The sequence below is a fragment of the Bacteroidota bacterium genome, assembly GCA_017303975.1.
In the GTDB taxonomy this organism is placed as follows: domain Bacteria; phylum Bacteroidota; class Bacteroidia; order JAFLBG01; family JAFLBG01; genus JAFLBG01.
This window is the reverse complement of record JAFLBG010000016.1, coordinates 19389-44640: the sequence shown is the minus strand read 5'-3', so window position 1 is coordinate 44640 and position 25252 is coordinate 19389. Positions and strand designations below refer to the sequence as shown.

The window sequence follows — 25252 nt, the reverse complement described above, 5'->3', positions numbered from 1 at the left end:
TGCTATTTGCTATTTTCTAGTGTTGAACTACCACCCGTTTAGAAACAGATTTATCACCCTCCTGAATATTTAATAAATAAATACTACTTGAAAGACTTGACAAATCAAGCGATACATGTGCATCAAAAGAAATATTATCTATCAATTTCTCTCCAACTAGATTATAAACTGAAATACTTCTTCCTTCTGAATAAGACGTTGCAAATTGCAAACTCATCATTCCATTTGTTGGATTTGGCGCTAAAATCAATTCAATTGGCTTATCATTTGCACTGATTGCAGAAGGCGATAAAGTCATATTTGATGGATTAAAGCTCGCAAGAAAACATGTGGTATTAAAACCTGATGTGCTAATAGTTGAAGAACCAAAAGTGCAATTCGAACCATTTAAACTACCACTTAAAACGAAATTGCTTCCATTTTTTGCCAATGCTCTTCCATAACAAAAACCTACATTATGTTCATAGGCAGTTAAGCTTCCTGAGCCATCAAACTTTGCAAGATACAAAGGGCTTATTGAACCATTAGGAGACGGATATGAACCTCCTATATTTGACCCGGAATTCATTCCGCCTGTAAATAAAATATTACCAGAGCCATCAAATAATACTTCGTCAATTGTTGCTCCAATAGCGGTAATTACTTGTGTAGCCCACAAAACAGATCCATTAGTGCTAAGTTTGGCAACAAATGCATTAGTTGCTGCAACAGAAGAAGAAAATGTATTAACACCAAACATAGCACTACCGGTAAATGTGCCGGTTAAAGCTATATTACCTGTGGCATCCACATCAATTGAAATGGGATTATCCGTAGCAGTACCTCCCATCACCTCAGCCCACAAAGCACTACCAGAAGAATTAAATTTCGCTATATAAATATCATTCATTAATGCGGTACCCAATGTAGGAACTATAATTGTATCAATTTTATCCAAACTTCCCATCGAAAAGGTTGTACTGTTACCTGCAATATATACATTGCTCGAATTGTCAATTGCCAGTGTATTACCTTGATATGCGGCATTCTTAATCCATTGTTTATTTCCATTGGAGTCAAATTTTGCTAAAAAGCCTGTTCCCGTAAATGTTGAGCTACCGAAAGAATAATTGGTCGCACCCAATATCCCTGCCATGTTGCCCGTTAAATAACAATCTCCATTACTATCTACCACCAAGTCGTTAACCAAATCAGGATTGGAAGAACCAAAAGAACGCACCCATTGCAATACCCCGCTCGAATTATACTTTGCTAAAAAAATATCCTCTGATGTAGTTGGCACAGACGAAACTGTACTATCACCAAAAGTAGCAACTCCTTTTATTATTCCTGCTATATAAACATTACCGCTATTATCAACACCTATACCTGTTGTTTGATCATCTAAGCTAGAGGCTGTGTTAGCAGTACCTGCTTGCACAGTCCAAAGGCAGGAACCAGAGCTGCTGTATTTTGAAAGAAAAATATCTTTATTTCCACTACAAGTAAAAGTGGAAGCGCAAATGGAATTATTACCATAAAAATTATTGGTAGTAAATATATTGCCACTATTATCAATAGCAACATCGAAAGCCCATACAGGCGTTGCGGTATTATCATTTAACCGAGCAGCCCAATTCCATACCTGAGCATTAATACTCAACGCAAATAATCCGAAAAGAGATAAGTAAATTTTTTTCATATAACTTAAATTGGTTTTCTACAAATATATTTTTCTTTTTTTAACTAAGAAAATAGACATGCCTCCATTAAAAAGAAAAGATTATGACTTTTACATGAATATTATATACAAAGTCAAAAAAAGGATTACCCCTAAAGAGCCTGATAATAAAAGCATTGAGCGCCTAGGATTCTTAGTATATGTTTTATAGCTAAAAATACAATTACCAATTAACACCAATGGATAACTATTCATTAAAATAAATACAATCCAAGTTGATGTATGTGAGCCGGGAGCATCAAACAAAAATATAGAACTAAAAAAAATTAATGGCCACAAAAAAATTGGCAAAATATTGGCAACTAGTAAAAACACAAACCAAAACGGCTTGTTGTTATTTGCTTTATTTATGTCCATTTGCTTTTCATAACTATAAATTAAAAAAGCATCCTTAAATTGATTAATTTAAGGATGCTTTTTACAATCTAAATACGCACTTAATTTTTACTTCTACCTGCCAATAAGCTTAAAAAGCCTTGCACATCAAACTCTTTACCCGAATGCAATTCTGCTTTTAAGTTATAGTAATAAGTTCCATCAGAACACATAACACCTGCAATGGACCGTCCATCCCATCTAATCTCATCAGAGCTGGACTCAAACACTTTTAAACCCCATCTGTCGTATATTTCTATGTAAAAAGTTTTTACACCGCTGTTCGGAATATAAAATTCATCGTTTGTACCATCTTTATTAGGCGTAAACACGTTAGGTATAATCAACCCTTCTCCCACTTCAATAACTTTGTATGCGGTATCTTTACAGCCTTTCAAATTGGTAACAACTTGCATTACGGTATATGTTCCAGCTGCCTCATACAAATGTTTTGGATTTTGTTCTTGCGTTGTAACACCATCCCCTAAATCCCAAAAGAAAGTGGCACCTCTTTTGCTGCTATCTACAAAAGAATAGTTATTGCCAAACAAACCTTTTACAAGCGTGTCATAAGCTGCAATAGGAAGTGTAGCAATATTTACCTTACACATAGAAACTTTAGAAGTACATCCGTTTGCAACTGTTTGAAACACGGTAACAAAACCTGCAGTATCATTCCAATCCACAGCCATATTGCTAGTGCCTTGTCCATTAGTAATGGTAGTTCCTAAGGCAGATGTCCATGTAAAAGTTGGTCCGGTAGCGGAAGCTGTAAATTGATTGTTTGTATTCCAAGGGCAAATACTATCTATACAAGTAATAACAGGGCGTTCAGGCACATAACGAATAAGTGCGTATTGTGGATTATTGAAAGTGCTCCAAGAATTTTTTTCCAATGAGTTGTAAGGTGTTGCAGCGGATGCAGTTACTGCTCCCATATTATTCCAATTAGCCGCCAACGGAGCATTCCAATTTCCAATTCCGTCCCAAACACCACCATCTGTAGCCGCATCGTAATATACCTTTACGGATGCAGGAGGAGTGTTAGTTGTAAGATTCGTTGTCAAATCTAAATTATTTATCACATGGTAATAATCCGGCAATACGCTGCAAATAGTAGTATCTATAGCCGTTCGATTATATCCATCCACAGTGGCATCTTTGTTTACAAAACGAACCGCATAATTTGCATTAACCGCATTTTGAGGAGTAATTTCTATAGGTCTGTATCGAGTTGTACCAACAGCAGAGCCTACCGGAAATAAATAAGATGAAGTAGAATTTGTTAATCGCATTAAACTGCCTTCCATACCGGAGGAGGCTTTTATACTACTAACAAACCCTTCGCTTAAATAAGTTGTACTATTTGTTACAGCAGCAGGAGATGGATTCTTAACCTTAAAAACAAATGAGTCTGTTGCTAATTCTCTATCGTTAAGCGTAAGAACCCCTGTGGTAGAAGTCCAAATTGTATCTAATAAAATTGTTTTTCTTCTTGCAGCTCCGGTTCCTGTACCCGTTAATACTACATTATTAAACTCAGTACGCTGAGAACCTCTGATAAATTGTTCTGCCGTGCTAGAATAAAACTCAACTGTGCTTGTACCCGCTATAAATTGTGTTATACCCGCGTCATTAACCCAATCTTGCTCTACCTGATAAAGTCCATTACCTTGAGTAAAAGAACCTCCATTAGACAACAAATAAATTGACCCCGGATTTGTACTGTTCTTAAGTGTAATTGTTCCATTATTTGTTAAACTGGCAAAGGTTTGCCCTACATGGTGCAAATCTCCATTTACATGTATCAAACCTCCTGTGGTTACAGATACCTCGGTATCATTAATATAAAAAGTTGGTTGTGCAAACAGTTTGAAAAAAGGCAAACTTACTAACAATAAAACACGTAGAGTTGTATTCATAATGGGGTTATTCTTTACTGAATATACAATTTTTTTTCGCTACAATCAAGTTGAGCTATAAAATCTTAGGTTGAGGCCTATTTAACCTTTTTATAATCTATTTGTTTGTACCCAAAAGATAAATACGGCTATTTCTTATCTACCGACAATTTCATTTTCTCGGCAAAGTGAGCGGCATAATCACGTAAATCGTTCATTATTTTATCTTCTCCGGTTGCCCGCTCAAATGTAGCTGCCATGGATAGCAAATTCTGATGGAAAAATTGTTTCATTTCATCAACCAAAAAATCTTTGGTCCACAGATCTATTCTTAGTGTGTTTTCTTCGTTTTTATCCCACAAACTAATCATTACAGACTTACAATCTCCCTTTTCAGTGCTATCGGAGGACTCCCATTTAATACCAATGGGAAGTTTATTTTCGTCCATGGTAACGGTAAATTTTATTTCGGATGTTTTCATATACATTAATTTAATTTTTCATCTATTAAATTAAGATTTTTATTTAATAGGCTTATACTTTGATTTGCTCAGAATTTTTTGCGCATCCTTTTCATCTATCAACTGCTGCAATGTAATTGTAGGATTATTCTGCATATACTTTCGTACTATTTGCCACCCTATCCATGTGCCAACTCGTGAGGGGGATTCTTTATTGAATGCCGCTGTAAACGGGCCATCTCCGGTATATCGCAATATCTCATTATAATCGGTTGTAAAAAGCACTTTCTTTTCTATAAAAAATGCCCACATGTTAAACTCGTTTTTTTCGCACCAATCTAGCTGCTTGCCGGTATAACTAATTTTTAACGTGTCGGGTACATTCGGCAAAAGTGCATCCACTAAATACAATGTTTTTCCGTTATTTATAATTGTACTTAAGAAGTCCGATTTATCGGTATTTGCAGGAAACTCTAATGTAAGCCAACCTTTAATACAATCAGGCAATATATTTTCTTTATTCATGTTTAGTCGCTTATAGCCCGGCAACACATCGGGAGGAATATATTCGTAAAATTTGTTTTTCATTCCTAAATACATTTCGAGACTTATACCTAATACAGAATCGGAATACAGTATGGAGTAATTAAATCCTGTAAGTAATGTCGCAACTTTAGGCAAGTGTTTGTTTGGAAAAAAATACCGGTATCGTGTAAATGTTTCCGCTAATTGATTTTCGAGGAAGCTTACATCAGAATACTGTTTTTGACACTCGTTGTAAACATCCTTCATGTCGTTATTAGTAATAAACTGCTTTATGCTGTAGGCATAAGAGGAATCATACAATCCACCATTATTCAAAAAACCTTTTACATAATGCTTGTAAAAATTACCATATTTTAAAACCATTCCAGGCGTAGCACTTTTTACACTGTCCGGATTAAGAGAAAACAAATCTCTGTCCAACCGCATTACAGATACCTTTATTGAATCTGCAGCAGGGATATCTACTTTCTGCAATTCGGGAGTTTTACTATTTTGCTCAACAGAATTACACGCTCCAAAAAATAAACCAACACACAAAACAAGTATGTAAGTTTTTAAATTGCTTTTTAACTTAATTTGAGAAATTATAGTAATATTGTTCATACTTAAAAATATCTACACATGAAATTAACTAAACTTTTAACACTTTTTACAGCAATCCTACTTGTACAAACTTGTTTTGCTCAAGAAAAGGAAAATAATATGAAAAATTTTCGCTTTGGTCTAAAGGTTACACCAATGCTTGCGTGGTTTAGACCAGACGGCACCAAAGTAATTGAGAGCGATGGAGTAAAAGCAAAATTCGGATATGGTTTGATGACAGAGTTCAGATTGAATAAAAACATTTCTTTTGCAACCGGCATAGGAGCTGATTATGAAGGAGGGAAATTAAACTACAAAGATTCTGCAGTTTATTACGCGCTTGATAATAATATCCTAGACATAAAAGAAGATACTGCAGGCAAAAAATATGCTATCTACCTTTTAAACAATAGAGAATTTAATGTTTCGTATTTAAATATTCCAATTACCTTAAAAATGAAAACAGGTGACATTGGTGGAATTACCTATTATGGTTTGTTTGGAGGAGATTTGGGAATTCGCCTAAAAGCAAAAGCAACAGATAAAAAAACCGACTTACAAGTGCCTTCCGGATTTAATTATGACACCGAAAACATTAACATTACAAAAGACATGAATATATTGCGCATTTGCTTAAATGTTGGTGCCGGACTAGAATATAATTTGGCAGGCACAACATCGTTAGTAGTTGGCGTAAACTACAGAAGAGGTTTTTTATCTGCACCTAAAAGCACTTCCGATCAGTTAAGGAAAGGGAAAACAAAAACTAGTTTTTCTCAGCCGGCCCCGGGAGATGCATTTTTGTTGACAGTTGGGGTATTGTTCTAATCACAAATTATAAATTCAAATCCCGATCATATAAAAAGTGGTCGGGATTTTTTTTGAACTCCTATGCAAACAACTAAAATTATTGGCCACATTGTAGATTGGTTAAATTCTTATTGCGAACAAACTCGCTTAAATGGATTTGTAATAGGCATTTCCGGAGGAATAGATTCTGCACTAACATCTACACTATGCGCAGAAACCGGCAAGCAACTACTCTGCTTGAACATGCCCATTAGGCAGCACAAAGCAGAATACGATAGAGGTTCCGAACATATTAATTGGCTTTTAAAAAAATACCCGAACGTAACTTCTTTAGAAGTAGATTTAACAGCTGCATTTGAGCAATTAGAAAATACCTACCCTGCAGACATTCAAGACTGGCTTACCATGGCAAATACACGTGCACGATTGCGCATGACCACACTATATGCCTTTGCATGCAATAAAAAATTATTGGTTGCCGGCACAGGAAATAAAGTAGAAGATTTTGGCGTAGGCTTTTTTACAAAATATGGAGATGGAGGGGTTGATTTAAGTCCTATTGCCGACTTAATGAAATCGGAAGTGCGTGCGTTGGCCAAAGAATTAGGTGTTGTAGAATCAATTATAACAGCTGCTCCAACAGACGGATTATGGGCAGACGGTAGAACAGACGAAGATCAAATTGGCGCTAAATACGATGAGTTGGAATGGGCAATGAAACATATTGAATCTAATACAAACACGGAGTTAAACGATAGACAAAAAAAAGTACTGGAAATATACACGAGACTAAACAAAATTAATCAACACAAAATGAATCCAATTCCGGTTTGTATGATTCCAAAAAGTTTTTTTTAAGAGACACACAGTAACAATAAAAACATGAAAACAACTAGTACATTATCTCTATTTTTATTTTCTACATTATTGTTTTCACAATACGGGAATCGTTTCGACTGGCTTATAGGAACCTGGCACAGCACAATGGACGGAAGCCCATTTACAGAAATATGGCTAAAAAAAGAAAACACTTATTACGGAAAGGCATTTATTCTAAACAATACGGATACTGTTTTCTCAGAAACATTGCGTATCGAAAAAATTGACAACCATTGGGTTTTTATTGCAAGCATCAACCATTCAGCTCCTACGCTATTCACGTTAATAGAGAATGACACGAATACACTGATTTTTGAAAACAAAGAACACGACTTTCCTAACAAAGTAGTTTACGAAAACAAAGGCCACAAAAACATGATAGCATGGATAGAAGGAAAAGTAAAAGGAGAAACTAAAAAAGAAGAGTATTTATATACGAAAGTGAAATAAAATTTAACTTGATTTCTTACTAATAATTTCTTTCGTAAGTATAATAAAATGGGCTTCTGTGCGTCTCCTACAATAAATATATATGTGGGAACAAATGCTTAGAAATACATTCTAGTTAATTGCATCTTTTAAAACAATTATTTATAAAATTTCACTTTTTCTTTACCCTCATAAGTATTACATTTACTAAAAATTACAACCATGAAAGTTTGCAACAACATCCTAGAAACTATTGGCAATACTCCACTAGTACGATTAAATAAAATAGTAAAAGATATTCCGGCAACAGTTTACGCTAAAGTAGAAACCTTTAATCCTGGCAATTCTATTAAAGATCGCATGGCACTTAAAATGATAGAAGATGCCGAAAAAAAGGGTTTGATAAAACCCGGCTATACCATTATTGAAGGCACATCCGGCAATACAGGCATGGGACTTGCAATTGCAGCCATTATAAAGGGATACAAATGTATTTTTACAACTACCGATAAACAATCTAAAGAAAAAGTTGATGCTTTGCGTGCCTTTGGGGCAGAAGTAATTGTGTGCCCTACTAATGTAGAGCCGGAAGATCCTCGCTCTTACTACTCAGTTTCGTCTCGTTTAGAAAAGGAAGTTCCTAACTCATGGAAACCAAATCAATACGATAATTTATCCAACTCACTCGCACATTACGAAAGCACTGGACCAGAAATTTGGGAACAAACAAAAGGAAAAATAACTCATCTAGTTGTAGGTGTAGGTACAGGTGGAACCATTTGCGGAACAGGTCGTTTTTTGAAAGAAAAAAATCCGAATATTAAAATTTGGGGAATAGATACCTATGGCTCTGTATTTAAGAAATACAAAGAAACTGGGGTCTTCGATAAAAATGAAATATACCCCTACATCACAGAAGGTATAGGAGAAGATTTTTTACCTAAAAATGTTGACTTTAGCATTATTGATCATTTTGAAAAAGTAACAGATAAAGATGCTGCTATTTACACCCGAGAAGTAGTAAAGCAAGAAGGAATATTTGCAGGAAACTCCGCTGGGTCAGCAGTTGCAGGGCTTATCCAGATGAAAGACAAATTAAAAAAAGACGATTTGGTAGTTGTAATTTTTCACGACCACGGAACTCGTTATTTAGGCAAAATGTTTAATGATGATTGGATGAGAGATAGAGGTTTTATTGTGCATGAAAAACCAAAGGCAATCAATTTAATTGAGAAACATAAACACTTAGATTTGGTTACGATTGACAACACACAAACGGTAATGGAAGCAATTACCAAAATTACAAAATTCAATATCTCTCAAATACCAGTTGTTAAGGGAAACGAAATAATTGGCTCCATTGTGGATAGCGAAATATTTCCGAAAGTTTTAGAGAACCCTGATTTAAAAAACAAACCGGTTGAAAGTATTATGAGCAAGGCATTTCCTTTTGTAGATGCAAACACCTCGCTCGAAGATATTGCTAAAAAATTCACAAAAGAAAACAGCGCTATTCTAGTAAAAGACTTGGATGGCAAAAATCATATTATTACAAAACATGATTTGATTGATGCTATTGCATAGTTTACTAATCACTGCATTCGAGGTACCAAACTAAACTTATCTCAAATGAAAGTGATTGACCAACTGGGAAATACTGTTCAGTTAGCTTATTCACCCAAACGCATTATCTCGGTAGTTCCTTCTCAAACTGAGTTATTATTTGACCTGGGCTTGGACGAAGAAATAATTGGCATCACTAAATTTTGTATACACCCAAAAGAAAAAACAAAATCGAAACAGAAAATTGGAGGTACAAAAAAGCTAGATATAGAAAAAATAATTAGTCTTAATCCCGATTTAATTATAGCCAACAAAGAAGAAAACGACAAAGCTCAAATTGAATTATTAGCAACTAAATTTCCTGTTTGGATTAGCGATGTTGTTACACTTGACGATGCATATCAATTAATCATACAGCTTGGAATTATAGTAGGAAAGGAGCAAAAAGCCCGCGAATTAGTCGACAATATAAAAAATAGTTTCGCCTCTCTACTTCAACCCAAAAGCGATGTACAACATCAACTAAAAAACAAAACTGTTGCCTATTTAATATGGTCAAATCCATATATGTGTGCAGGATCAAACACATTTATAAATTACATTTTAGAAAGTTGCTTATTACTAAAAAACATCGTTGCTCATTCAGTGAGTAGGTATCCAGAAATTACAGCTGCAGATTTAAAAGCAAGCAATCCTGATTTCATATTCCTTTCCTCAGAGCCATTTCCGTTTAAAGAAAAACACCTTCACGAGTTGCAGCAAATATGCCCTACTGCAACCATAAAACTAGTTGATGGCGAATTGTTTTCTTGGTATGGCTCTCGCCTACAACGCACACCAAACTACCTAGAAAATCTGCTATTTTAAATCGAATAAAATATAGTAGATTTACATCTTTCTAGAAACAAACTTTGAACACGTTAAAAAAATATTTTTTCTGTTTATTTTTTTGTGCAGTACTCATTCCATTGCATGCGCAAAAGGTTGGCTTAGTATTGAGTGGTGGTGGGGCTAGCGGAATTGCCCATATAGGTGTTTTAAAAGCACTGGAAGAAAATGACATTCCTATCGATTATATTACAGGCACTTCCATTGGAGCCTTTGTTGGTGGATTATATTCAATCGGGTACTCCCCTACTGAAATTGAAACTCTCTTCAAAAACAAAAGGTTTACAAATATTGCTAGCGGAGAAATCGACAAAAAATATTTGGGTTACTTTAATACTCGAGAAGCAGATGCATCATGGATTTCACTCAAACTGAAAATTGATTCGATTTTTTCACCATTAATCCCAACCAATATAATTTCCCCCATACCACTTGACTTAGCCATGATGGAGCTCTTTTCATCCGCCTCTGCAGCTTCTAATTACAACTTCGATAGTTTGTATATTCCTTTTCGCTGCGTAGCATCTGATATAGAACTAAAACAGTCTTTAGTTTTTAGAAATGGGAATCTAAATGAAGCGATAAGAGCTTCTATGTCCTACCCATTTTTTATTAAGCCAATTACAATAAACGGCAAACTATTATTTGATGGAGGGTTATACAACAATTTCCCATCAAACATTATGTACGATGATTTTTACCCGGATTTTATTGTAGGCAGCAATGTTACCGGTAACTCTCCTCCACCCAACGAAGAAGATGTGTACTCGCAAGTACGAAGCATGATGGTTACTAAAACCAATTACGAACCGTATTGTGAGAATGGAATTATTATTAAACCTTGGGCAGATGTATCGCTGTTTGATTACGAAAACCCACAACGGCTTATTGATAGCGGGTATGTTGCGACCATGAGACAAATGAAGGCTATCAAATCGTGTATTAAAGAATTTGAATCAAGCGAAGAAAGAACTAAAAAAAGAACTGAATTCAAACAAAAAAGACAGCCTCTTTTATTTACAAAACTTGAAACCACAAACATTACTAGAAGACAAAACAAATACATTCAAAATTCACTAAAAATGAAAAACGGCACATTGCCATTAAACAAGCTAAAACAAAAATATTATTTATTGGCTGCTGATGACCGCATAAAATCTATTTATCCTAACGCTGTAAAAGATTCAGACTCTTCCTATATTCTAACTTTAAAAATAAAACCCGACAAAAGTCTAACAGCATTCTTAGGAGGAAATTTTTCCAACAGACCAATTAGTACGGGCTATATGGCACTTAAATATAATTATCTCAGAAATTTAGGATATACTTTTTTTGCAAATGCATACTTCGGAAAACTATACACCTCTGTTCACGCAAAAACTCAAGTTTCATTTAAATTTCCGTTTTCTTTTTACCTAGAGCCAAACATTACCTACAATCGATGGGATTTTTTTAAAAGTAGCAATGCCATTTTTGAAGATGTAAAGCCAGCCTACCTAATTCAGTACGATGAGTTTGTAGAAATGAATGCAGGAATTCCACTGGCCAATGCGGGAATTATTACTGGGGGAAGTGGACTAGGAGACATTAGAAACAATTACTATCAAACAGAAAAATTTAGCTCTACAGATACCGCAGACAAAACTACATTCACCTTTTTTAACTCTCACTTAACGTATGACTTTAACACATTGAACAGAAAGCAATATGCAAATAGTGGTAGCAAAATACATTTTAGTATAAAATATATGCAGGGTGAAGAGTACACGGAACCCGGTTCCACCTCTAGCACCAACCGAAAATTCAGAAAAATTCACGAATGGGTGCAAGCAAAGCTTTCCGTAGATCAATATTATATGACTAAAAAAAGAATAAAAATGGGAATTCTTTTTGAAGGTGTATTTTCTACACAAACACTATTTAACAATTACACTGCTAGCATACTCACAGCACCCGCATTTCAACCTACACCCGAAAGTAAAACATTTTTCCTAGAAGGATACAGAGCTCACAAATATTTAGCAGGTGGAGTAAAAAACATTCTCAGTTTTAGAAAAAATGTAGAACTACGCTTAGAGGGATATGTTTTTCTGCCGCACCAAGCATTAAAAAAAGATATTAATTTAAAAGCTACATATGGTTTACCTTTTAGCGATGTTCATTATATTGCAATGGCTGCAATGGTATACAATACAGCGCTTGGACCACTTAGCCTCAGCGTTAATTATTACGACAGAAGAAGAGAATCTTTTAATGTCCTGCTTCATTTTGGCTATCTAATTTTCAATAAGCGAACAATTGATTAAGTTTTTTTTCTAAAAAAATAAAAAATTATTATCTATCTTTAGGCTTAACCAAAAATTAAAAATATTTATGAAAAAGTTTTTCATTTACATCGCAGCAGTTGCGTTATTATCGAGCTGCACGTTTACCTCTAAAACAATGAGAGAGCCTAACACTCGTTTAAATTTAGAAATGAAAGACCTGTCGCTTTCTGAGCAATTTACAGCAGAGGCTACCTCAACTAAAATTTTCGGAATCGATTTTCAACGTTTATTTAAAAGAAGCGAAGCTAGTGTTTCTAAAGATGGGGCAACCGCAATCGCAAACCCATTGGTGTTTTTAGCCAGTATACCAGTAATTGGCACTTTTGCTATGGATAGAACATCCAACTTTGCAATGTATGAATTGATGAAAGCACATCCCGGATACGATGTGGTATTTTATCCTCAATTTGAAACAATAGAAGAACGTCCAATTGGATTAAGACTATATAGAAAAACAACAGTAAAAGTTACTGCTCGTTTGGCAAAAATGAATGGCAAATAAAACTTCAAATTTTATTTAAAAGAAAAAGCCCTTGCTAGTAAACTAGCAAGGGCTTTTTCTTTTGATTAAAAAATAATTTAATACTCATCCTCATTGAAAAAGAAATCTTCTTTTGTAGGATAGTCAGGCCAAATTTCTTCAATAGATTCATAGGATTCGCCTTCGTCTTCCATCTCTTGCAAATTTTCTATTACCTCCATAGGAGCACCCGAACGAATTGCAAAATCAATCAACTCATCTCTTGTAGCAGGCCAAGGAGCATCTTCTAAATAAGAGGCTAATTCTAGTGTCCAATACATGTTATATTTTTTTTAATTAAACTTATTAAACCAATTTAACCAACACCATGATTTAGTGTAAAAAAGCTAAAGTGGCATACCCAAACATTCTGCAAATCAAGAAAAATTGTTGAAACTAACAAAATAATTCGCCTATAAACTTATTTACAGGTAATTAACATTTTCAGATTAAGCTATAGTCTTGGTATCCAAGGAGTTTCAATAGCATTCAAATCTTGTGCTAATTTGCGAGAAAGCATAAAAAGATAATCAGACAGCCTATTCATGTATTGAATAACAATTTCAGGCACCGAACTCACCTCTGATAAATGAATAATATTTCTTTCGGCACGCCTACAAATACATCTTGATACATGACACAAAGATACCGTTGCATGTCCTCCAGGCAAAACAAACGATCGCATTGGTGGAAGCAAAACCTCCATTTCATCAATATGTTTTTCTAAATAGGTAATATCTGTTTCTATAAGTGAAGGAATTTTTATGTTTTTCTTCTCCGGATCACACGCCAACAAGGAGCCGATAGTAAAAAGTCTGTCTTGAATTTCTACCAATACGTTTACATAGCTTTTACCGATCGTCTGATCTCTCAACAAACCTATGTATGAGTTTAATTCATCAACTGTACCGTACGCCTCAATACGAATATGATGCTTGGGGACACGAGTTCCTCCTAACAATGACGTTTGACCCTTATCTCCGGTTTTGGTATAAATTTTCATACGTATCACTTTTTCTCTTTATTATCCGAATCACTTTCAATTGTTCCATCTTTCAACCGAACAATTCTATGTGCATATTTTGCAATGTCTTCTTCATGCGTAACCAATATTACTGTATTACCTTGTGCATGGATGGCTTCAAACAATGCCATAATTTCTACAGAAGTTTTAGAATCTAAATTACCGGTTGGTTCATCGGCCAAAATAATTGCCGGATTATTTACCAATGCTCTGGCAATTGCAACACGTTGGCGTTGCCCTCCAGACAACTCATTGGGCTTATGATGCATTCTATTGGCTAAACCTACTTGCGATAATACTTCTTTCGCCCTCACTTCTCGCGCAGACTTTGGAAGTCCGGCATACACAAGCGGAAGCATAACATTCTCAAGCGCTGTAGCTCTTGGCAATAAATTAAATGTTTGAAAAACAAATCCAATTTGTTTATTTCTCACTTCGGCCAATTCATCATCTATCATTTGTGCAACCGAAATATTATTGAGTATATACTCCCCGAAAGTAGGAGTATCAAGACACCCAAGCATATTCATTAATGTAGATTTACCCGAACCCGATGGTCCCATTAATGCAACATACTCGCCTTTGTTTATTTGCAAATTAACAGACTTCAGTGCATGAATAACCTCGGTGCCTATCTTATAGGTACGTGCAATATTATGTATTTTAATTATTGGCTGCATTTTATTAGAAATCAAATTTCGTAAATAAAATTGGGTATTCTACCAAATGTAGATATTAAAATTTGTGAATAAAATCTAGCTAATTTAACTAATCTATCCAGGTGAGTATATAGGTCACCTACTAGTATTTATGTAAATTGCAGCATGAATAAAAAACTATTTTTACTTGATGCTTTTGCCCTAATTTACAGAGCCTACTTCGCTTTTAGCAACAACCATAGAGTTAATTCAAAAGGACTAAACACATCTGCTATCTTAGGTTTTACAAACACTTTACTAGATGTATTAAAAAAAGAAAAGCCCACACATATAGCCGTTGTTTTTGACACATCGGCTCCAACCGAACGACACACAAGCTTTGCAGCTTATAAAGCACACCGAGAAGAGATGCCGGAAGATTTATCTAAATCCATACCCTACATAATTAAACTTATTGAAGGGTTTAATATTCCGGTAATTGCAAAAGATGGTTTTGAAGCAGATGATGTAATTGGCACACTTGCAAAAAAAGCCGAGCAGCAAGGGTTTGTAACCTATATGATGACGCCAGATAAAGACTATGGACAACTTGTTTCGGAAAATATTTTAATGTATAAACCTGCAAGAATGGGGAATGGAGCCGAAATTTTGGGTCCGGCAGAAATTTGTAAACGATGGGATATTCAACATGTAGATCAAGTAATTGAAATTTTAGGATTAATGGGCGATAGTGTTGATAATATTCCCGGCATACCCGGAGTTGGCGAAAAAACAGCGATACAGCTTATCAAAGACTTTGGAACTATAGACAATTTGCTTGTAAATACAGACAAATTAAAAGGAAAACTAAAAGAAAAAGTTGAGCTAAATAAAGATCTTGCACTACTATCAAAAAAACTTGCAACCATCATTTGTGATGTTCCGGTTGACTTAGAAGAAGACAAATTAATACTTACCGAACCCAACAGAGAAGCATTAAAAGAATTATTTACAGAATTGGAGTTAAGAAGATTGGCTCAACTTATTTTAGGTGAAGAGATAACTTCCGACTCAACTAATACAACTAGTGCAGATACTAAAAACGAGGGCCAAGTTGACTTATTCGGCAATGCAGTTGTAACCCAAAATGTAACGACTGCCGAATTAGAGGAAGATGCGCAAACAAATTACAAAACTATTTTAGACACTACGCATAGCTACACAATTATTGACACAACTGAGAAGTATGCAGAATTAGCAAATCAACTTCAACAACAACCTTCTTTTTGTTTCGACACCGAAACAACATCGCTAGATGTAAAGGATGCGGAATTAGTTGGAATGTCTTTTTGTTTTAAAGAGTTCGAAGCCTATTATATTCCAATACCTGCAAACAAAGAACAAGCGCAACAAATTGTAGATTTTTTCAAACCGGCTTTTTCAAATGAAAACAGCATAAAAGTTGCTCAAAATATTAAATACGATTTAAGTGTTTTAAGAAACTACGGTGTAGAAATTAAAGGGAAAATATTTGACACCATGGTAGCACATTTTTTAATACAGCCTGATATGCGCCACGGAATGGACGTGTTGGCAGAAACATACTTAAATTATTCGACAGTAAAAATCGACACGTTAATTGGCAAAAAAGGAAAAGACCAATTAAGTATGCGCAGTGTACCCATAAAACAAATAGCAGAATACGCTGCAGAAGATGCGGACATTACGTTTCAATTAAAAAATAAATTTGAGCCCATGTTAGCTCAAGCCAATATTACCGATTTGTTTGAGAAAATAGAAATCCCATTAATTCCGGTTCTATCTGCCATGGAGAGAGAGGGGATAAAGATTGACATAAATGCGCTACACGAATATTCAAAAGAATTAGGAATTGAAATTGCCAAAATAGATGCCGAAATTCAGCAATTAGCAGGCACTTCATTCAATGTATCATCCCCCAAACAAGTTGGCGATATTTTATTTGAAGTCCTTAAAATTGTAGAGAAGCCCCAAAAAACCAAAACCGGGCAGTATGCTACTTCGGAAGATGTTTTGATAAAATTAGTTGGCAAACATGCTATTGTAGAAAAAATTTTAGACTATAGAGAACTTCAGAAATTAAAAAACACATATGTAGATACATTACCTGAACTTATACATCCTAATACAGGACGCATACACACTTCCTTTAATCAGGTTGTAGCAGTTACCGGTAGATTAAGTTCTGACAATCCAAATCTTCAAAACATTCCAATTAAAACAGAAAAAGGGCGAGAAATTAGAAAAACATTTATCCCTAGAAATAGCGATTACTTATTGCTTTCGGCAGATTACTCACAAATAGAGTTGCGTATTATTGCTGAACTAAGTGGCGATGAGGGAATGATAGAAGCCTTTAATAGCGGGAAAGATATACATGCAGCCACCGCTGCTAAAGTGTATAACGTGCCGCTGGAAGAAGTAACTTCCGACATGAGAAGAAATGCGAAGATGGTTAATTTCGGCATTATCTACGGCATATCAGCATTTGGCTTATCGGAAAGATTAAACATACCAAGAAAAGAAGCAGCGTCCATTATAGAACAATATTTTATTAAATACCCGGGAGTAAAAGAGTATATGGATACAAGCATTGCTGTTGCAAGGGAAAAAGGCTATGTACAAACCATAATGGGCAGAAAAAGATATTTACGTGATATTAATTCAAAAAATGCGGTTGTGCGTGGTTTTGCAGAACGTAACGCAATTAACGCGCCAATACAAGGCTCTGCAGCCGACATGATAAAAATTGCGATGATTAATATTCATAATGAATTCATAAAAAATGATTTTAAATCAAAAATGATTTTACAGGTACACGATGAGTTAGTTTTTGATGTACACAAAGAAGAGTTGGAGACTATAAAGCCAATCATAAAAGAAAAAATGAGTGCTGCAATAAAAATGAAAATTCCAATAGAAGTAGAAATTGGAGTTGGCGAAAACTGGCTGAAAGCGCACTAAAATAAAAACATAACAGCTGTAACTTTTGAAAACAGCAATTCGTCCTATACTAAAAACACATTTAAAAACTCACTATTAAAAGTAGTATGATGAAAACAACTAGCAGACTTTTATTTGCATTGGCAATACTAATAATTTCATCGTGCAAAAACGATTCATTCTTGGTGCGCAAATATGTTCCCGGCACATTCAAAGAAAAAAGCACTCAAGTAGCTATAAATAATAGTAAAAAAGGGGATTCGAAAATTGAAGAAATTATTTCAAAAGAGTTTACCACCAACACAAATATCCCTACTAAAACAGAACCGGTAAAACCGTACAACACAAAACCTATTTTTCAAAAAACAGCTAACACAAATAATATTAAAACAATCACGGCATCCACTTCAAACAAACTAAAACACTCGTACACACTATCGGGTACTACAGAGCCACAAGACAAATACTACAACCCAAATTATCAAAATAATTATGTTTCCAAACAAGTAAGCAGTGCGGAAAACATGGCTATTGTAGCTTTTGTATTTATATTTTTCTTTTCGCCATTAGCAATAATTTTAGGGTTAATTGCTCGAAAAAAAATACGAATGGCTCGTGCGGCACTCATGAATCATAATGGAAATGAAAACTACGGAAAAGAAAACGCTAGCTTAGATACAGCTGACCTATTTGCCAAAATAGCAATTTTTGTACCTCTTTTAACTCTTTTATTTGTGCTATTAATTGCGGTATTCTTTTTATTACTTCTTATTTAAGTTGCAGTACTTATTTATAAAAGGCTCTACCGAAGATGCTCCTAAGTTTAATGCGGTATAAAAATCAGCACAAGCATATTGCGGTTGATTCATTTTCAAATACACCATTCCTCTATTAACATATGCACCCGGGCTCTTTGGCTTTAACTGAATTGATAAATTAAAATCTTGAATTGCTCCCGGCAAATCATTTCCTTCTGCTTTGGCAATACCTCTGTTTGATATTGTTTCCGCATGATTGGGTCGCAAGGAAATCGATTTATTTAAATCCGCCAATGCTCCCTTAATATCGCCCTTTTTGGTTTTTACAGCTCCCAAGCCACTTAATGCCTCGGCAGAATAAGGATCCCAGGCTAACGCCTTAACAAAGCATGTATTTGCCAACTCCAGTTCATTCAAATAAATATAGGCTGTACCTTTTGTAGAGTATGCAAATGGATTAATCGGTTTTAGTTTTATTGCTTGGTCTAAATCTAAAATAGCTTCTTTGTAATTGCCTGCATTCTTTTTACTCATGCCTCTATTCGAATATGCATCAGCGTACAATTTATTTACGTTAATAGCATTGGTATAACAAGTAATGGCATCGTTGTAGTTATTACTATTGTTGTGTGCGCTTCCTAAGTTATTCCAGGCGACCTCAGCAGTAGGATAACACCTAGTTGTATGCTCCCACAGTGTAAAGCTATTTTTCCACACCTTAATCTGAACTGTAGTTTGATATGCAAGTAGAAGCAAATACACAACTACCCCAAGTGCTACTAGCTTCTTCGTTTTTTCTTGCTCAATATACTTATTAATATAAAATGCAAATACCGTAAATATTCCAAGTGATGGAATATAACTGTACCTATCTGCCATTATTGCATTGCCTACCGGAATTAATTGTAAAACCAAGAAAATATTAACCACATAAAAAGCTAAACAAAAAAATAATTGCCGATTACTTTTAAATGATTTAAAAAGAAGCCAACAATAACCCAAAGACAACACAAAGCAAGCCCAAAACTCAATGCCAATAGCTCCTTTTGTGGGATATGGATAAATAGCGGACAGCTTAAATGGATAAATAAACTTTAACAAATAATTAATAAATCCATAGCAAGCAAATAAAATTCTATCGAAAAAATTTCGTGCAGCATTATCAAAAATAGCACTAGCAGAGCTTTGTGCTTTAATGGCAATCAACCCAAAAACCAATGCCAATAAAACAAAGATGGATTTTTCTGCAATTACTTTTATAGAATTTAGCTTTCTATTTAGAAGTATATCAATTAGTACAATAGTAATAGCAAGTGATACAGCTTGCCCTTTTGACAGTGCAGAAAAAACAAAACAAAGAAGAGATATAACAAAATACTTTTTGTGTTCATTAACACAGTATTCGATATAAGACAAAACAGAAAGCAAATAAAAAAATGTAAAAAGAACATCTTTCCGTTCTGAAACCCAAGCTACCGACTCAACATGAATTGAATGTACTCCAAATAACAATGAAGCTAGCCAAGCCATATTCGAATTAAATAATTTTTTAATAAGTACAAAACACAACAGTGTGTTAAACAAATGCAATAATAAATTAGTAAGATGATACTGAAATGGACTAAGCTTAGAGAGGTTGTAATCGAACGCTAAGGAAAGCCATGTAAGTGGATGGTAGTTACCATTTTTGAAACTGGTAAAGAAATTTTGAATTGTAGATGCAGATAGGGATTGAATATCGGCATTCTCAGTAACATATAAATCATCGTCCCAATTTGTAAAATCATTACTCAAACTACCCCAGTATGTTAATGCCGTAAACGCTAATAAAATCAAAACACGTATGCCCGTACCACTAAAAAAAGGAGCGTCCTTCTTTATCTGCTTAGTTGTATTTTTTCTAGTGTTTTTCACCTCTATAAAACAATCTTAATTGGTATAAAGTAAATTGCATCCTCGAATATCACTATTATCAAATCTTCCAAGAATTTCGAAAGAATTATCCGCATTAACCAAGCCTAAATCTTGTGTAGCAATAAAACTTACAGCATCAATATTGTACAAATCAATAATATTAACACCGCCAGTCTTTCCATTTTCCAATACATGAAATGGGTCGTTTACATCCCTTATTAAGACTTTCATCCAAGCAGGACATTTAAACGCTCCTTTCTTTTTTGCATAAGCTTGTGAAAACAATTCCGTCATCCCGTATTCCGAATGTATGGACGTAACACCTAATTGACCTGCTAAATACTGATGTAAATCAGAGCGAATAGGCTCTACTCCTCTACCCTTCATACCACCTGTCTCCATAACAATGGTATGGTCCAAACTGAGTTGGTATTGCTGCGCAAAATCAATTAAGGCAAATGTTACTCCAATTAAAATAGTTTTTTGTTTGCTTTTATTTAAGCTATCCAGCGCCAAACGAAGTTCTTCAAAGTTAGCTAGGTAAAACTTATTGTATTTATTTCCCGATAATTGCATTAACTCATTTACCATAAAAACCAAGGACGAATTAGTGCGTTCTAAATAAGAGGGAAGCAATGCTAAAATTGCATATTCCTTTATAGAACCATAAAAATGCTCAAAGCATCTAGTAAAGCTCTCAATATACAAATCTACATGTGTTACATATCTTTTGCTTGTTATAGAGCCGGTAGTAGCACTGCTTTCAAATGTTCTTGTAATTAGTCCTTCGGTTGATAGAACAGGCATCTGCTTAAAAAAATCTATTGGCAAAAAAGGAATTTCTTTATACGTACGAATTTGTTCTGGGACCTTTTTTAATGCATCTACAAATAGCCGGTATGGTTGACAATTCTTATATTGATAGGCAAAAACCGACAAACAAACCTCATTAAAAGTAGATTCATCAACGGCATAAATATCTCTTATTAGTTGTTCTCGTAACATACTCTTGCGTATGCAATTGCAATTTGGTATATTTAACAATATGCTAAAGCATGTAAATATATTATTTTTAGGAGTGTTTTTACTACTCTTTGCATCTTGTATTAAAACACGAGATATTTCTCCAATACCTGCAATTGAATTTAAAGATTTTATCAAATCATCCAATTTAGATTCGGCTCAACTCATTATTGGATTTAAAGACGGAGATGGAAATATTGGCTTGAAACAGTCTGACACAACAGGAATTTATAGTAAAAACAATTTTTACCACTACAATATTTACATGCGCTATTTTTACAAAAAAGCGGATGGAACTTTTGAGCAATTTGTTTTGCCTTCCGGAGACACCTTAGAGTATAAATATAGAATTCCGGATATAACACCCGAAGGACAAGACAAAACGCTAGATGGAGAAATGGAAATTACGCTATTTTCGCCTTACTATTATCCCGGACATACTGTTGTTAGGTTTGATGTATTTATAATCGACCAAGAACAAAATAAAAGCAATGTGATTAGCACTCCGGAAATTAACGTTCCTTAAAAAAATTTAGTGGTAGCTATTTACCTCCAACAGTTGTCTTTTTCTGTTTTACTTTTGTAATCTCCATAAATGTTCTCTCAATATCACCGGTTGGTTTTTCGGCCGGAGATTGCACCATTTTACCCTCGGGATTAATTAAATAGTAGGTTGGAATTGCCTTTATCTCATACAAATCTTTTACATACTTTAACTCGTCAAATAAAAACACCCAATCGTATTTTGAATTCTTTTGCAAAAAGCGCTCCATCGCCTCCTTTGTATTATCCGTTGATATACTAACAAACTCTATTTTATCTCCATATTTCTTTTTTAAAGTAGGAATCATTTTCATTTCTTCCAGACAAGGAATACACCAAGATGCCCAAAAATCAAGGTATACATACTTGCCTTTAAAATCAGAAAGCTGATGCATTTTTCCTGTTTTGTCGGGTAAAGAAAAATTAGGAGCCTCTGCATTTTTATTTAAACGGCCCAACTTGTAAAAAACATTTTGAGCTATTTTCTTGTGATTATCTATGCTTGAATTTTTCTGTATATGATTTAACAAAGCTGTAATGCTACCTCTATCAACTTGTTCAACATAATACAATTCATACAACCCTTTTAGCAAAACCAACTCTACAATAGTATCATTTGTAAGTCCCGACATTTTTTTAATTTCTTGGATTGTGCCTTCGTAATTGGCTTTATCATTCAACTCCAACAATAACTTAGATGCATCATTTCGCATTAACAATTTCTGAACATATTGCTTGAATACAGAATTGAAAAGAAACATGTACTCGAAATTAGTTTCGCTAATCTCAGAAGGTTTCCCAAAGTAAGTAACAGCGGGATTCTTTAACGTTTGTGTAATGCCATATTCCAACGACTTTAAATTACTTTTCAGGTGTGTCTTAAAAAATGGATTTGAGACATGCGCAAATCTTTTTTGCATTGCAACCGAAAAACTATCTAGTTTATTCTTTGCACGCCCAATTACAAAGTATTGATAATTGCGCATCCAAAAAGCATCAGTCAATTCGTTAAACTCCATAATTCTATAATTAAGATCTGTAGAGTCTAATCCCAACAAAACCAAATCAATATTTTTATCCATATACGGATTTACATATACACTTGTGTCTGGCTTTTGAAATACCACCGAGTAGTTTTTTTCCGGCTCAACAAACAAATGTCCTTTTAAATTATCAATTCGTAAATATATCTTTTGTATTGTTGGAGATTGTATAGTCAGCCTAAAATAGCCGGTATCATTTACTGTGGCTGATGCAGCGACTAGCTCTTTTTCCGTAATCAAATCATCATAAAAGCATGCATGAACCGCTTTGTTTTCAAATCCGCGAGCCATACCTACCACAACTACATTCTCGGAAAAAAGTGAAGTGGCAATACATACAAAAAACAAAACAGATTTATATTGAATACTTTTTTGCATAGAATTAAGTATTTGGAAACAGCAATCTATTTTTGCAAGTCGATACCTTTTGGAACAAAGGAAGATACATCTCCCCCGTTCTTAATAATATCACGTATAATAGTAGAACTAATTGCTGAATGTTCGGGTAATGTTAAAAGAAAAATTGTTTCCACATTAGTATGCATAGCTCTATTCATTTGCCCAATTCCTCTTTCAAACTCAAAGTCGGCAGATGTTCTAAGGCCTCTTAAAATATAATTTGCGCCAACAGTTTTACAAAATTCTACTGTTAAACCTTTGTAATCAGCAGCTTCAACCTTTGTTTCACTGGCAAATAATTGCTTTATCCATGCTACTCTTTTCTCTACAGAAAAAAAAGACGACTTGGTAGAATTAGCTCCAACAGCTATAATTATTTTATCAAAAAGAGGAATTGCCCGTCTGATAATAGATTCGTGTCCAATAGTAATTGGGTCGAAAGACCCTGGGAATACAGCTATTTTCATTGTGTGCGGCTTTATTTAAATATACTAAAATGAACTTTACCGTATTTTCTTACCTCCAAAAATCGTTCCGTATTTTCAAAATCGTGCGATTGATCGTGCTCTATAATAAGTATTCCATCTTCAGTTAAATAGTTATTTGAAAAGACAATCTCAGGTATTTTAGCAGTTTCGCGCATTTCAAATGGAGGGTCGGCAAATATTACATCAAATTTTTCGACACAATTCTTCAAATAGGCAAACACATTTACTTTCAATGTTTTAATCGTATCCAACTTTAGCTCCTTTGCTTTATTCTTCACAAAATTAAAACAGCCAAAATGAGAATCAACGTATGTAATACTTTTGCACTCACGTGATGCAAATTCAAAACTTATACTTCCAATACCACCAAATAAATCTAGCAACTTAACTGATGTAAAATCGATGCGATTATTCAGAATATTGAACAACCCTTCTTTGGCATAATCTGTAGTTGGCCTAGCAGGCAAATTACTGGGAGCAACAATATTGCGTCCTTTGTGAATGCCGCTTATGATACGCATGAATACTGATTAAAAATGGTGTAAAAAAAATGAGCCGGTAAACTATCTAAGTTAGTGTGGTATTTAAAGGAATCTATTCGGGTGCCAAATTTTATAAATCGAATATATTTAAACAGCAAATCGTACAAATTAGATTTTCTATTTATCTCTCCCAACAACTCTACCTCCTGCTCTTCCGGGTTAAGTTTCAACTGATCAAACACAAATAAAATGTAATAAATAAAATCTTCCTGTGATTTATAAATAAAGCAATTGTAAAAAACTAAATTTTTGTTTTGAATAACCAATATATCCAATTGACCCGACTGAACTTGCACTATAAACTTAGATGTGGTGGCATTCTTGTATTTAAATAATACACCATCAATCAAACTACTTGAATGGTGAATAAAACGAATGCCAACAAATTTTTTTAAAAATATTTTTTTTATCTCGGAATCAATCGTATATATATTTTGACAATCTAAATAGCGCAATTTTTCGTTACTAATTTCATCATTCGGCTCGGGTTGATGATTTATAGAAAAATAGTTTAGTTTGTTAGTAGCATCAAACAATGCCGCTGGAACCAATGTAGATTTTGGATGCACGCATGCCAAACTATAAGACTTATACGATTTTGCTAAATGAGTAGATTGATTTAAAATAGAACTTAAAACATCTTTCAACTGAGAAAAAGCTGTTGCATCTTGAAACGAATATTGTTCTAAACCTAAGTATGTATTCTGCTTTACATCCAACACCGCAACAACAAAGTCGTTCAAAGACAGTGTCATAGAAACATGACAGTGCGGACTACTTAAAACTGCACCAACAGTATCAAGCAAAGAGTATAATTTAGTATGTCTAGAAATTGCTACCACTGTTTCTTGATTTTCATACACCTAAAAGTACAAACACTTTATGAGAATCGTATTT

24 protein-coding genes are annotated in these 25252 nt (G+C 34.4%); 10 read left to right on the top strand and 14 right to left on the bottom strand.

Annotation, left to right across the window (positions count from 1 at the left end; all coding sequences use genetic code 11):
- Positions 1 to 16: 16 nt before the first annotated feature.
- The 5 genes from J0M08_07355 to J0M08_07335 all read right to left on the bottom strand — a co-directional run bounded on the left by J0M08_07355 (position 17) and on the right by J0M08_07335 (position 5606).
- Positions 17 to 1681: an SBBP repeat-containing protein gene (locus tag J0M08_07355; protein MBN8702865.1), complete on the bottom strand. Its 1665-nt coding sequence runs from the start codon at positions 1679 to 1681 to the stop codon at positions 17 to 19.
- Positions 1682 to 1771: 90 nt separating this feature from the next.
- Positions 1772 to 2077, bottom strand: coding sequence for a DUF5389 family protein (locus J0M08_07350; GenBank protein ID MBN8702864.1), 306 nt, complete (start codon positions 2075 to 2077; stop codon positions 1772 to 1774).
- Between the two features lie 80 nt (positions 2078 to 2157).
- Positions 2158 to 4017, bottom strand: a complete 1860-nt coding sequence (locus J0M08_07345) for a gliding motility-associated C-terminal domain-containing protein (GenBank protein MBN8702863.1) — start codon at positions 4015 to 4017, stop codon at positions 2158 to 2160.
- A 128-nt stretch (positions 4018 to 4145) separates the two neighbouring features.
- Entirely contained in the window at positions 4146 to 4478 is a 333-nt protein-coding gene (gldC, locus tag J0M08_07340; protein MBN8702862.1) for a gliding motility protein GldC, read from the bottom strand.
- A gap of 39 nt (positions 4479 to 4517) precedes the next feature.
- Positions 4518 to 5606 (bottom strand): hypothetical protein, encoded by a 1089-nt coding sequence (locus J0M08_07335; protein MBN8702861.1) that lies wholly within the window; start codon positions 5604 to 5606, stop codon positions 4518 to 4520.
- 18 nt (positions 5607 to 5624) lie between these two features.
- Here J0M08_07335 and J0M08_07330 point away from each other — a divergent pair, with 18 nt between their 5' ends.
- From J0M08_07330 to J0M08_07300, 7 genes are all read left to right on the top strand, one after another.
- Positions 5625 to 6413 carry an outer membrane beta-barrel protein gene (locus J0M08_07330; GenBank protein MBN8702860.1) on the top strand — a complete coding sequence of 263 codons (789 nt, stop codon included), beginning with the start codon at positions 5625 to 5627 and terminating at the stop codon, positions 6411 to 6413.
- A 63-nt stretch (positions 6414 to 6476) separates the two neighbouring features.
- Positions 6477 to 7253 (top strand): NAD(+) synthase, encoded by a 777-nt coding sequence (nadE, locus tag J0M08_07325; GenBank protein ID MBN8702859.1) that lies wholly within the window; start codon positions 6477 to 6479, stop codon positions 7251 to 7253.
- Positions 7254 to 7277: 24 nt separating this feature from the next.
- On the top strand, positions 7278 to 7724 hold the full coding sequence (locus J0M08_07320; GenBank protein ID MBN8702858.1) for a hypothetical protein: 447 nt from the start codon (positions 7278 to 7280) through the stop codon (positions 7722 to 7724).
- A 201-nt stretch (positions 7725 to 7925) separates the two neighbouring features.
- A complete protein-coding gene (locus tag J0M08_07315; protein MBN8702857.1) occupies positions 7926 to 9287 on the top strand; it encodes a pyridoxal-phosphate dependent enzyme in 1362 nt (453 codons plus the stop codon).
- A 45-nt stretch (positions 9288 to 9332) separates the two neighbouring features.
- Entirely contained in the window at positions 9333 to 10133 is an 801-nt protein-coding gene (locus J0M08_07310; protein MBN8702856.1) for an ABC transporter substrate-binding protein, read from the top strand.
- 44 nt (positions 10134 to 10177) lie between these two features.
- The gene (locus J0M08_07305; GenBank protein MBN8702855.1) at positions 10178 to 12460 is read left to right on the top strand and encodes a patatin-like phospholipase family protein; all 2283 of its coding nucleotides are present in this window, start codon (positions 10178 to 10180) and stop codon (positions 12458 to 12460) included.
- Between the two features lie 67 nt (positions 12461 to 12527).
- Positions 12528 to 12983, top strand: coding sequence for a hypothetical protein (locus J0M08_07300; GenBank protein ID MBN8702854.1), 456 nt, complete (start codon positions 12528 to 12530; stop codon positions 12981 to 12983).
- Positions 12984 to 13060: 77 nt separating this feature from the next.
- Here the strand turns inward: J0M08_07300 and J0M08_07295 are convergent, their stop codons facing one another.
- The 3 genes from J0M08_07295 to J0M08_07285 form a co-directional block, all read right to left on the bottom strand.
- The gene (locus J0M08_07295) at positions 13061 to 13282 is read right to left on the bottom strand and encodes a DUF2795 domain-containing protein (protein MBN8702853.1); all 222 of its coding nucleotides are present in this window, start codon (positions 13280 to 13282) and stop codon (positions 13061 to 13063) included.
- A 173-nt stretch (positions 13283 to 13455) separates the two neighbouring features.
- Positions 13456 to 14004 (bottom strand): cob(I)yrinic acid a,c-diamide adenosyltransferase, encoded by a 549-nt coding sequence (locus J0M08_07290; protein MBN8702852.1) that lies wholly within the window; start codon positions 14002 to 14004, stop codon positions 13456 to 13458.
- Between the two features lie 5 nt (positions 14005 to 14009).
- Entirely contained in the window at positions 14010 to 14696 is a 687-nt protein-coding gene (locus J0M08_07285) for an ABC transporter ATP-binding protein (GenBank protein MBN8702851.1), read from the bottom strand.
- Positions 14697 to 14849: 153 nt separating this feature from the next.
- On the opposite strand from J0M08_07285, the gene polA reads away from it, so the two are divergent.
- Positions 14850 to 17666 (top strand): DNA polymerase I, encoded by a 2817-nt coding sequence (gene polA, locus J0M08_07280; protein MBN8702850.1) that lies wholly within the window; start codon positions 14850 to 14852, stop codon positions 17664 to 17666.
- An 89-nt stretch (positions 17667 to 17755) separates the two neighbouring features.
- The gene (locus J0M08_07275) at positions 17756 to 18421 is read left to right on the top strand and encodes a hypothetical protein (GenBank protein ID MBN8702849.1); all 666 of its coding nucleotides are present in this window, start codon (positions 17756 to 17758) and stop codon (positions 18419 to 18421) included.
- On the opposite strand, the gene J0M08_07270 is transcribed toward J0M08_07275, so the two are convergent.
- Positions 18407 to 20317, bottom strand: a complete 1911-nt coding sequence (locus tag J0M08_07270; GenBank protein MBN8702848.1) for a glycosyltransferase family 39 protein — start codon at positions 20315 to 20317, stop codon at positions 18407 to 18409. The genes J0M08_07275 and J0M08_07270 overlap by 15 nt on opposite strands.
- A gap of 15 nt (positions 20318 to 20332) precedes the next feature.
- A complete protein-coding gene (locus J0M08_07265) occupies positions 20333 to 21322 on the bottom strand; it encodes an acyl transferase (protein MBN8702847.1) in 990 nt (329 codons plus the stop codon).
- Between the two features lie 10 nt (positions 21323 to 21332).
- On the opposite strand from J0M08_07265, the gene J0M08_07260 reads away from it, so the two are divergent.
- Positions 21333 to 21866 carry a hypothetical protein gene (locus J0M08_07260; protein ID MBN8702846.1) on the top strand — a complete coding sequence of 178 codons (534 nt, stop codon included), beginning with the start codon at positions 21333 to 21335 and terminating at the stop codon, positions 21864 to 21866.
- Positions 21867 to 21882: 16 nt separating this feature from the next.
- On the opposite strand, the gene J0M08_07255 is transcribed toward J0M08_07260, so the two are convergent.
- The 4 genes from J0M08_07255 to J0M08_07240 are packed head-to-tail and all read right to left on the bottom strand — an operon-like array spanning position 21883 to position 25197.
- Entirely contained in the window at positions 21883 to 23304 is a 1422-nt protein-coding gene (locus tag J0M08_07255) for a TlpA family protein disulfide reductase (protein MBN8702845.1), read from the bottom strand.
- A gap of 26 nt (positions 23305 to 23330) precedes the next feature.
- Positions 23331 to 23792, bottom strand: a complete 462-nt coding sequence (coaD, locus tag J0M08_07250) for a pantetheine-phosphate adenylyltransferase (GenBank protein ID MBN8702844.1) — start codon at positions 23790 to 23792, stop codon at positions 23331 to 23333.
- Between the two features lie 11 nt (positions 23793 to 23803).
- Entirely contained in the window at positions 23804 to 24334 is a 531-nt protein-coding gene (locus J0M08_07245) for an RsmD family RNA methyltransferase (protein MBN8702843.1), read from the bottom strand.
- Positions 24322 to 25197 carry a DUF3822 family protein gene (locus J0M08_07240; protein ID MBN8702842.1) on the bottom strand — a complete coding sequence of 292 codons (876 nt, stop codon included), beginning with the start codon at positions 25195 to 25197 and terminating at the stop codon, positions 24322 to 24324. Before J0M08_07240 ends, J0M08_07245 begins: the two co-directional genes overlap by 13 nt.
- Positions 25198 to 25252 lie beyond the last annotated feature (55 nt).

Bases quoted from the DNA above. Each gene is read 5' to 3' on its own strand.
- J0M08_07355 (MBN8702865.1), bottom strand. From the start codon at position 1,681: ATGAAAAAAATTTACTTATCTCTTTTCGGATTATTTGCGTTGAGTATT.
- J0M08_07350 (MBN8702864.1), bottom strand. From the start codon at position 2,077: ATGGACATAAATAAAGCAAATAACAACAAGCCGTTTTGGTTTGTGTTT.
- J0M08_07345 (MBN8702863.1), bottom strand. From the start codon at position 4,017: ATGAATACAACTCTACGTGTTTTATTGTTAGTAAGTTTGCCTTTTTTC.
- gldC (MBN8702862.1), bottom strand. From the start codon at position 4,478: ATGAAAACATCCGAAATAAAATTTACCGTTACCATGGACGAAAATAAA.
- J0M08_07335 (MBN8702861.1), bottom strand. From the start codon at position 5,606: ATGAACAATATTACTATAATTTCTCAAATTAAGTTAAAAAGCAATTTA.
- J0M08_07330 (MBN8702860.1), top strand. From the start codon at position 5,625: ATGAAATTAACTAAACTTTTAACACTTTTTACAGCAATCCTACTTGTA.
- nadE (MBN8702859.1), top strand. From the start codon at position 6,477: ATGCAAACAACTAAAATTATTGGCCACATTGTAGATTGGTTAAATTCT.
- J0M08_07320 (MBN8702858.1), top strand. From the start codon at position 7,278: ATGAAAACAACTAGTACATTATCTCTATTTTTATTTTCTACATTATTG.
- J0M08_07315 (MBN8702857.1), top strand. From the start codon at position 7,926: ATGAAAGTTTGCAACAACATCCTAGAAACTATTGGCAATACTCCACTA.
- J0M08_07310 (MBN8702856.1), top strand. From the start codon at position 9,333: ATGAAAGTGATTGACCAACTGGGAAATACTGTTCAGTTAGCTTATTCA.
- J0M08_07300 (MBN8702854.1), top strand. From the start codon at position 12,528: ATGAAAAAGTTTTTCATTTACATCGCAGCAGTTGCGTTATTATCGAGC.
- J0M08_07295 (MBN8702853.1), bottom strand. From the start codon at position 13,282: ATGTATTGGACACTAGAATTAGCCTCTTATTTAGAAGATGCTCCTTGG.
- J0M08_07290 (MBN8702852.1), bottom strand. From the start codon at position 14,004: ATGAAAATTTATACCAAAACCGGAGATAAGGGTCAAACGTCATTGTTA.
- polA (MBN8702850.1), top strand. From the start codon at position 14,850: ATGAATAAAAAACTATTTTTACTTGATGCTTTTGCCCTAATTTACAGA.
- J0M08_07275 (MBN8702849.1), top strand. From the start codon at position 17,756: ATGAAAACAACTAGCAGACTTTTATTTGCATTGGCAATACTAATAATT.
- J0M08_07265 (MBN8702847.1), bottom strand. From the start codon at position 21,322: ATGTTACGAGAACAACTAATAAGAGATATTTATGCCGTTGATGAATCT.
- J0M08_07260 (MBN8702846.1), top strand. From the start codon at position 21,333: ATGCAATTGCAATTTGGTATATTTAACAATATGCTAAAGCATGTAAAT.
- J0M08_07255 (MBN8702845.1), bottom strand. From the start codon at position 23,304: ATGCAAAAAAGTATTCAATATAAATCTGTTTTGTTTTTTGTATGTATT.
- coaD (MBN8702844.1), bottom strand. From the start codon at position 23,792: ATGAAAATAGCTGTATTCCCAGGGTCTTTCGACCCAATTACTATTGGA.
- J0M08_07245 (MBN8702843.1), bottom strand. From the start codon at position 24,334: ATGCGTATCATAAGCGGCATTCACAAAGGACGCAATATTGTTGCTCCC.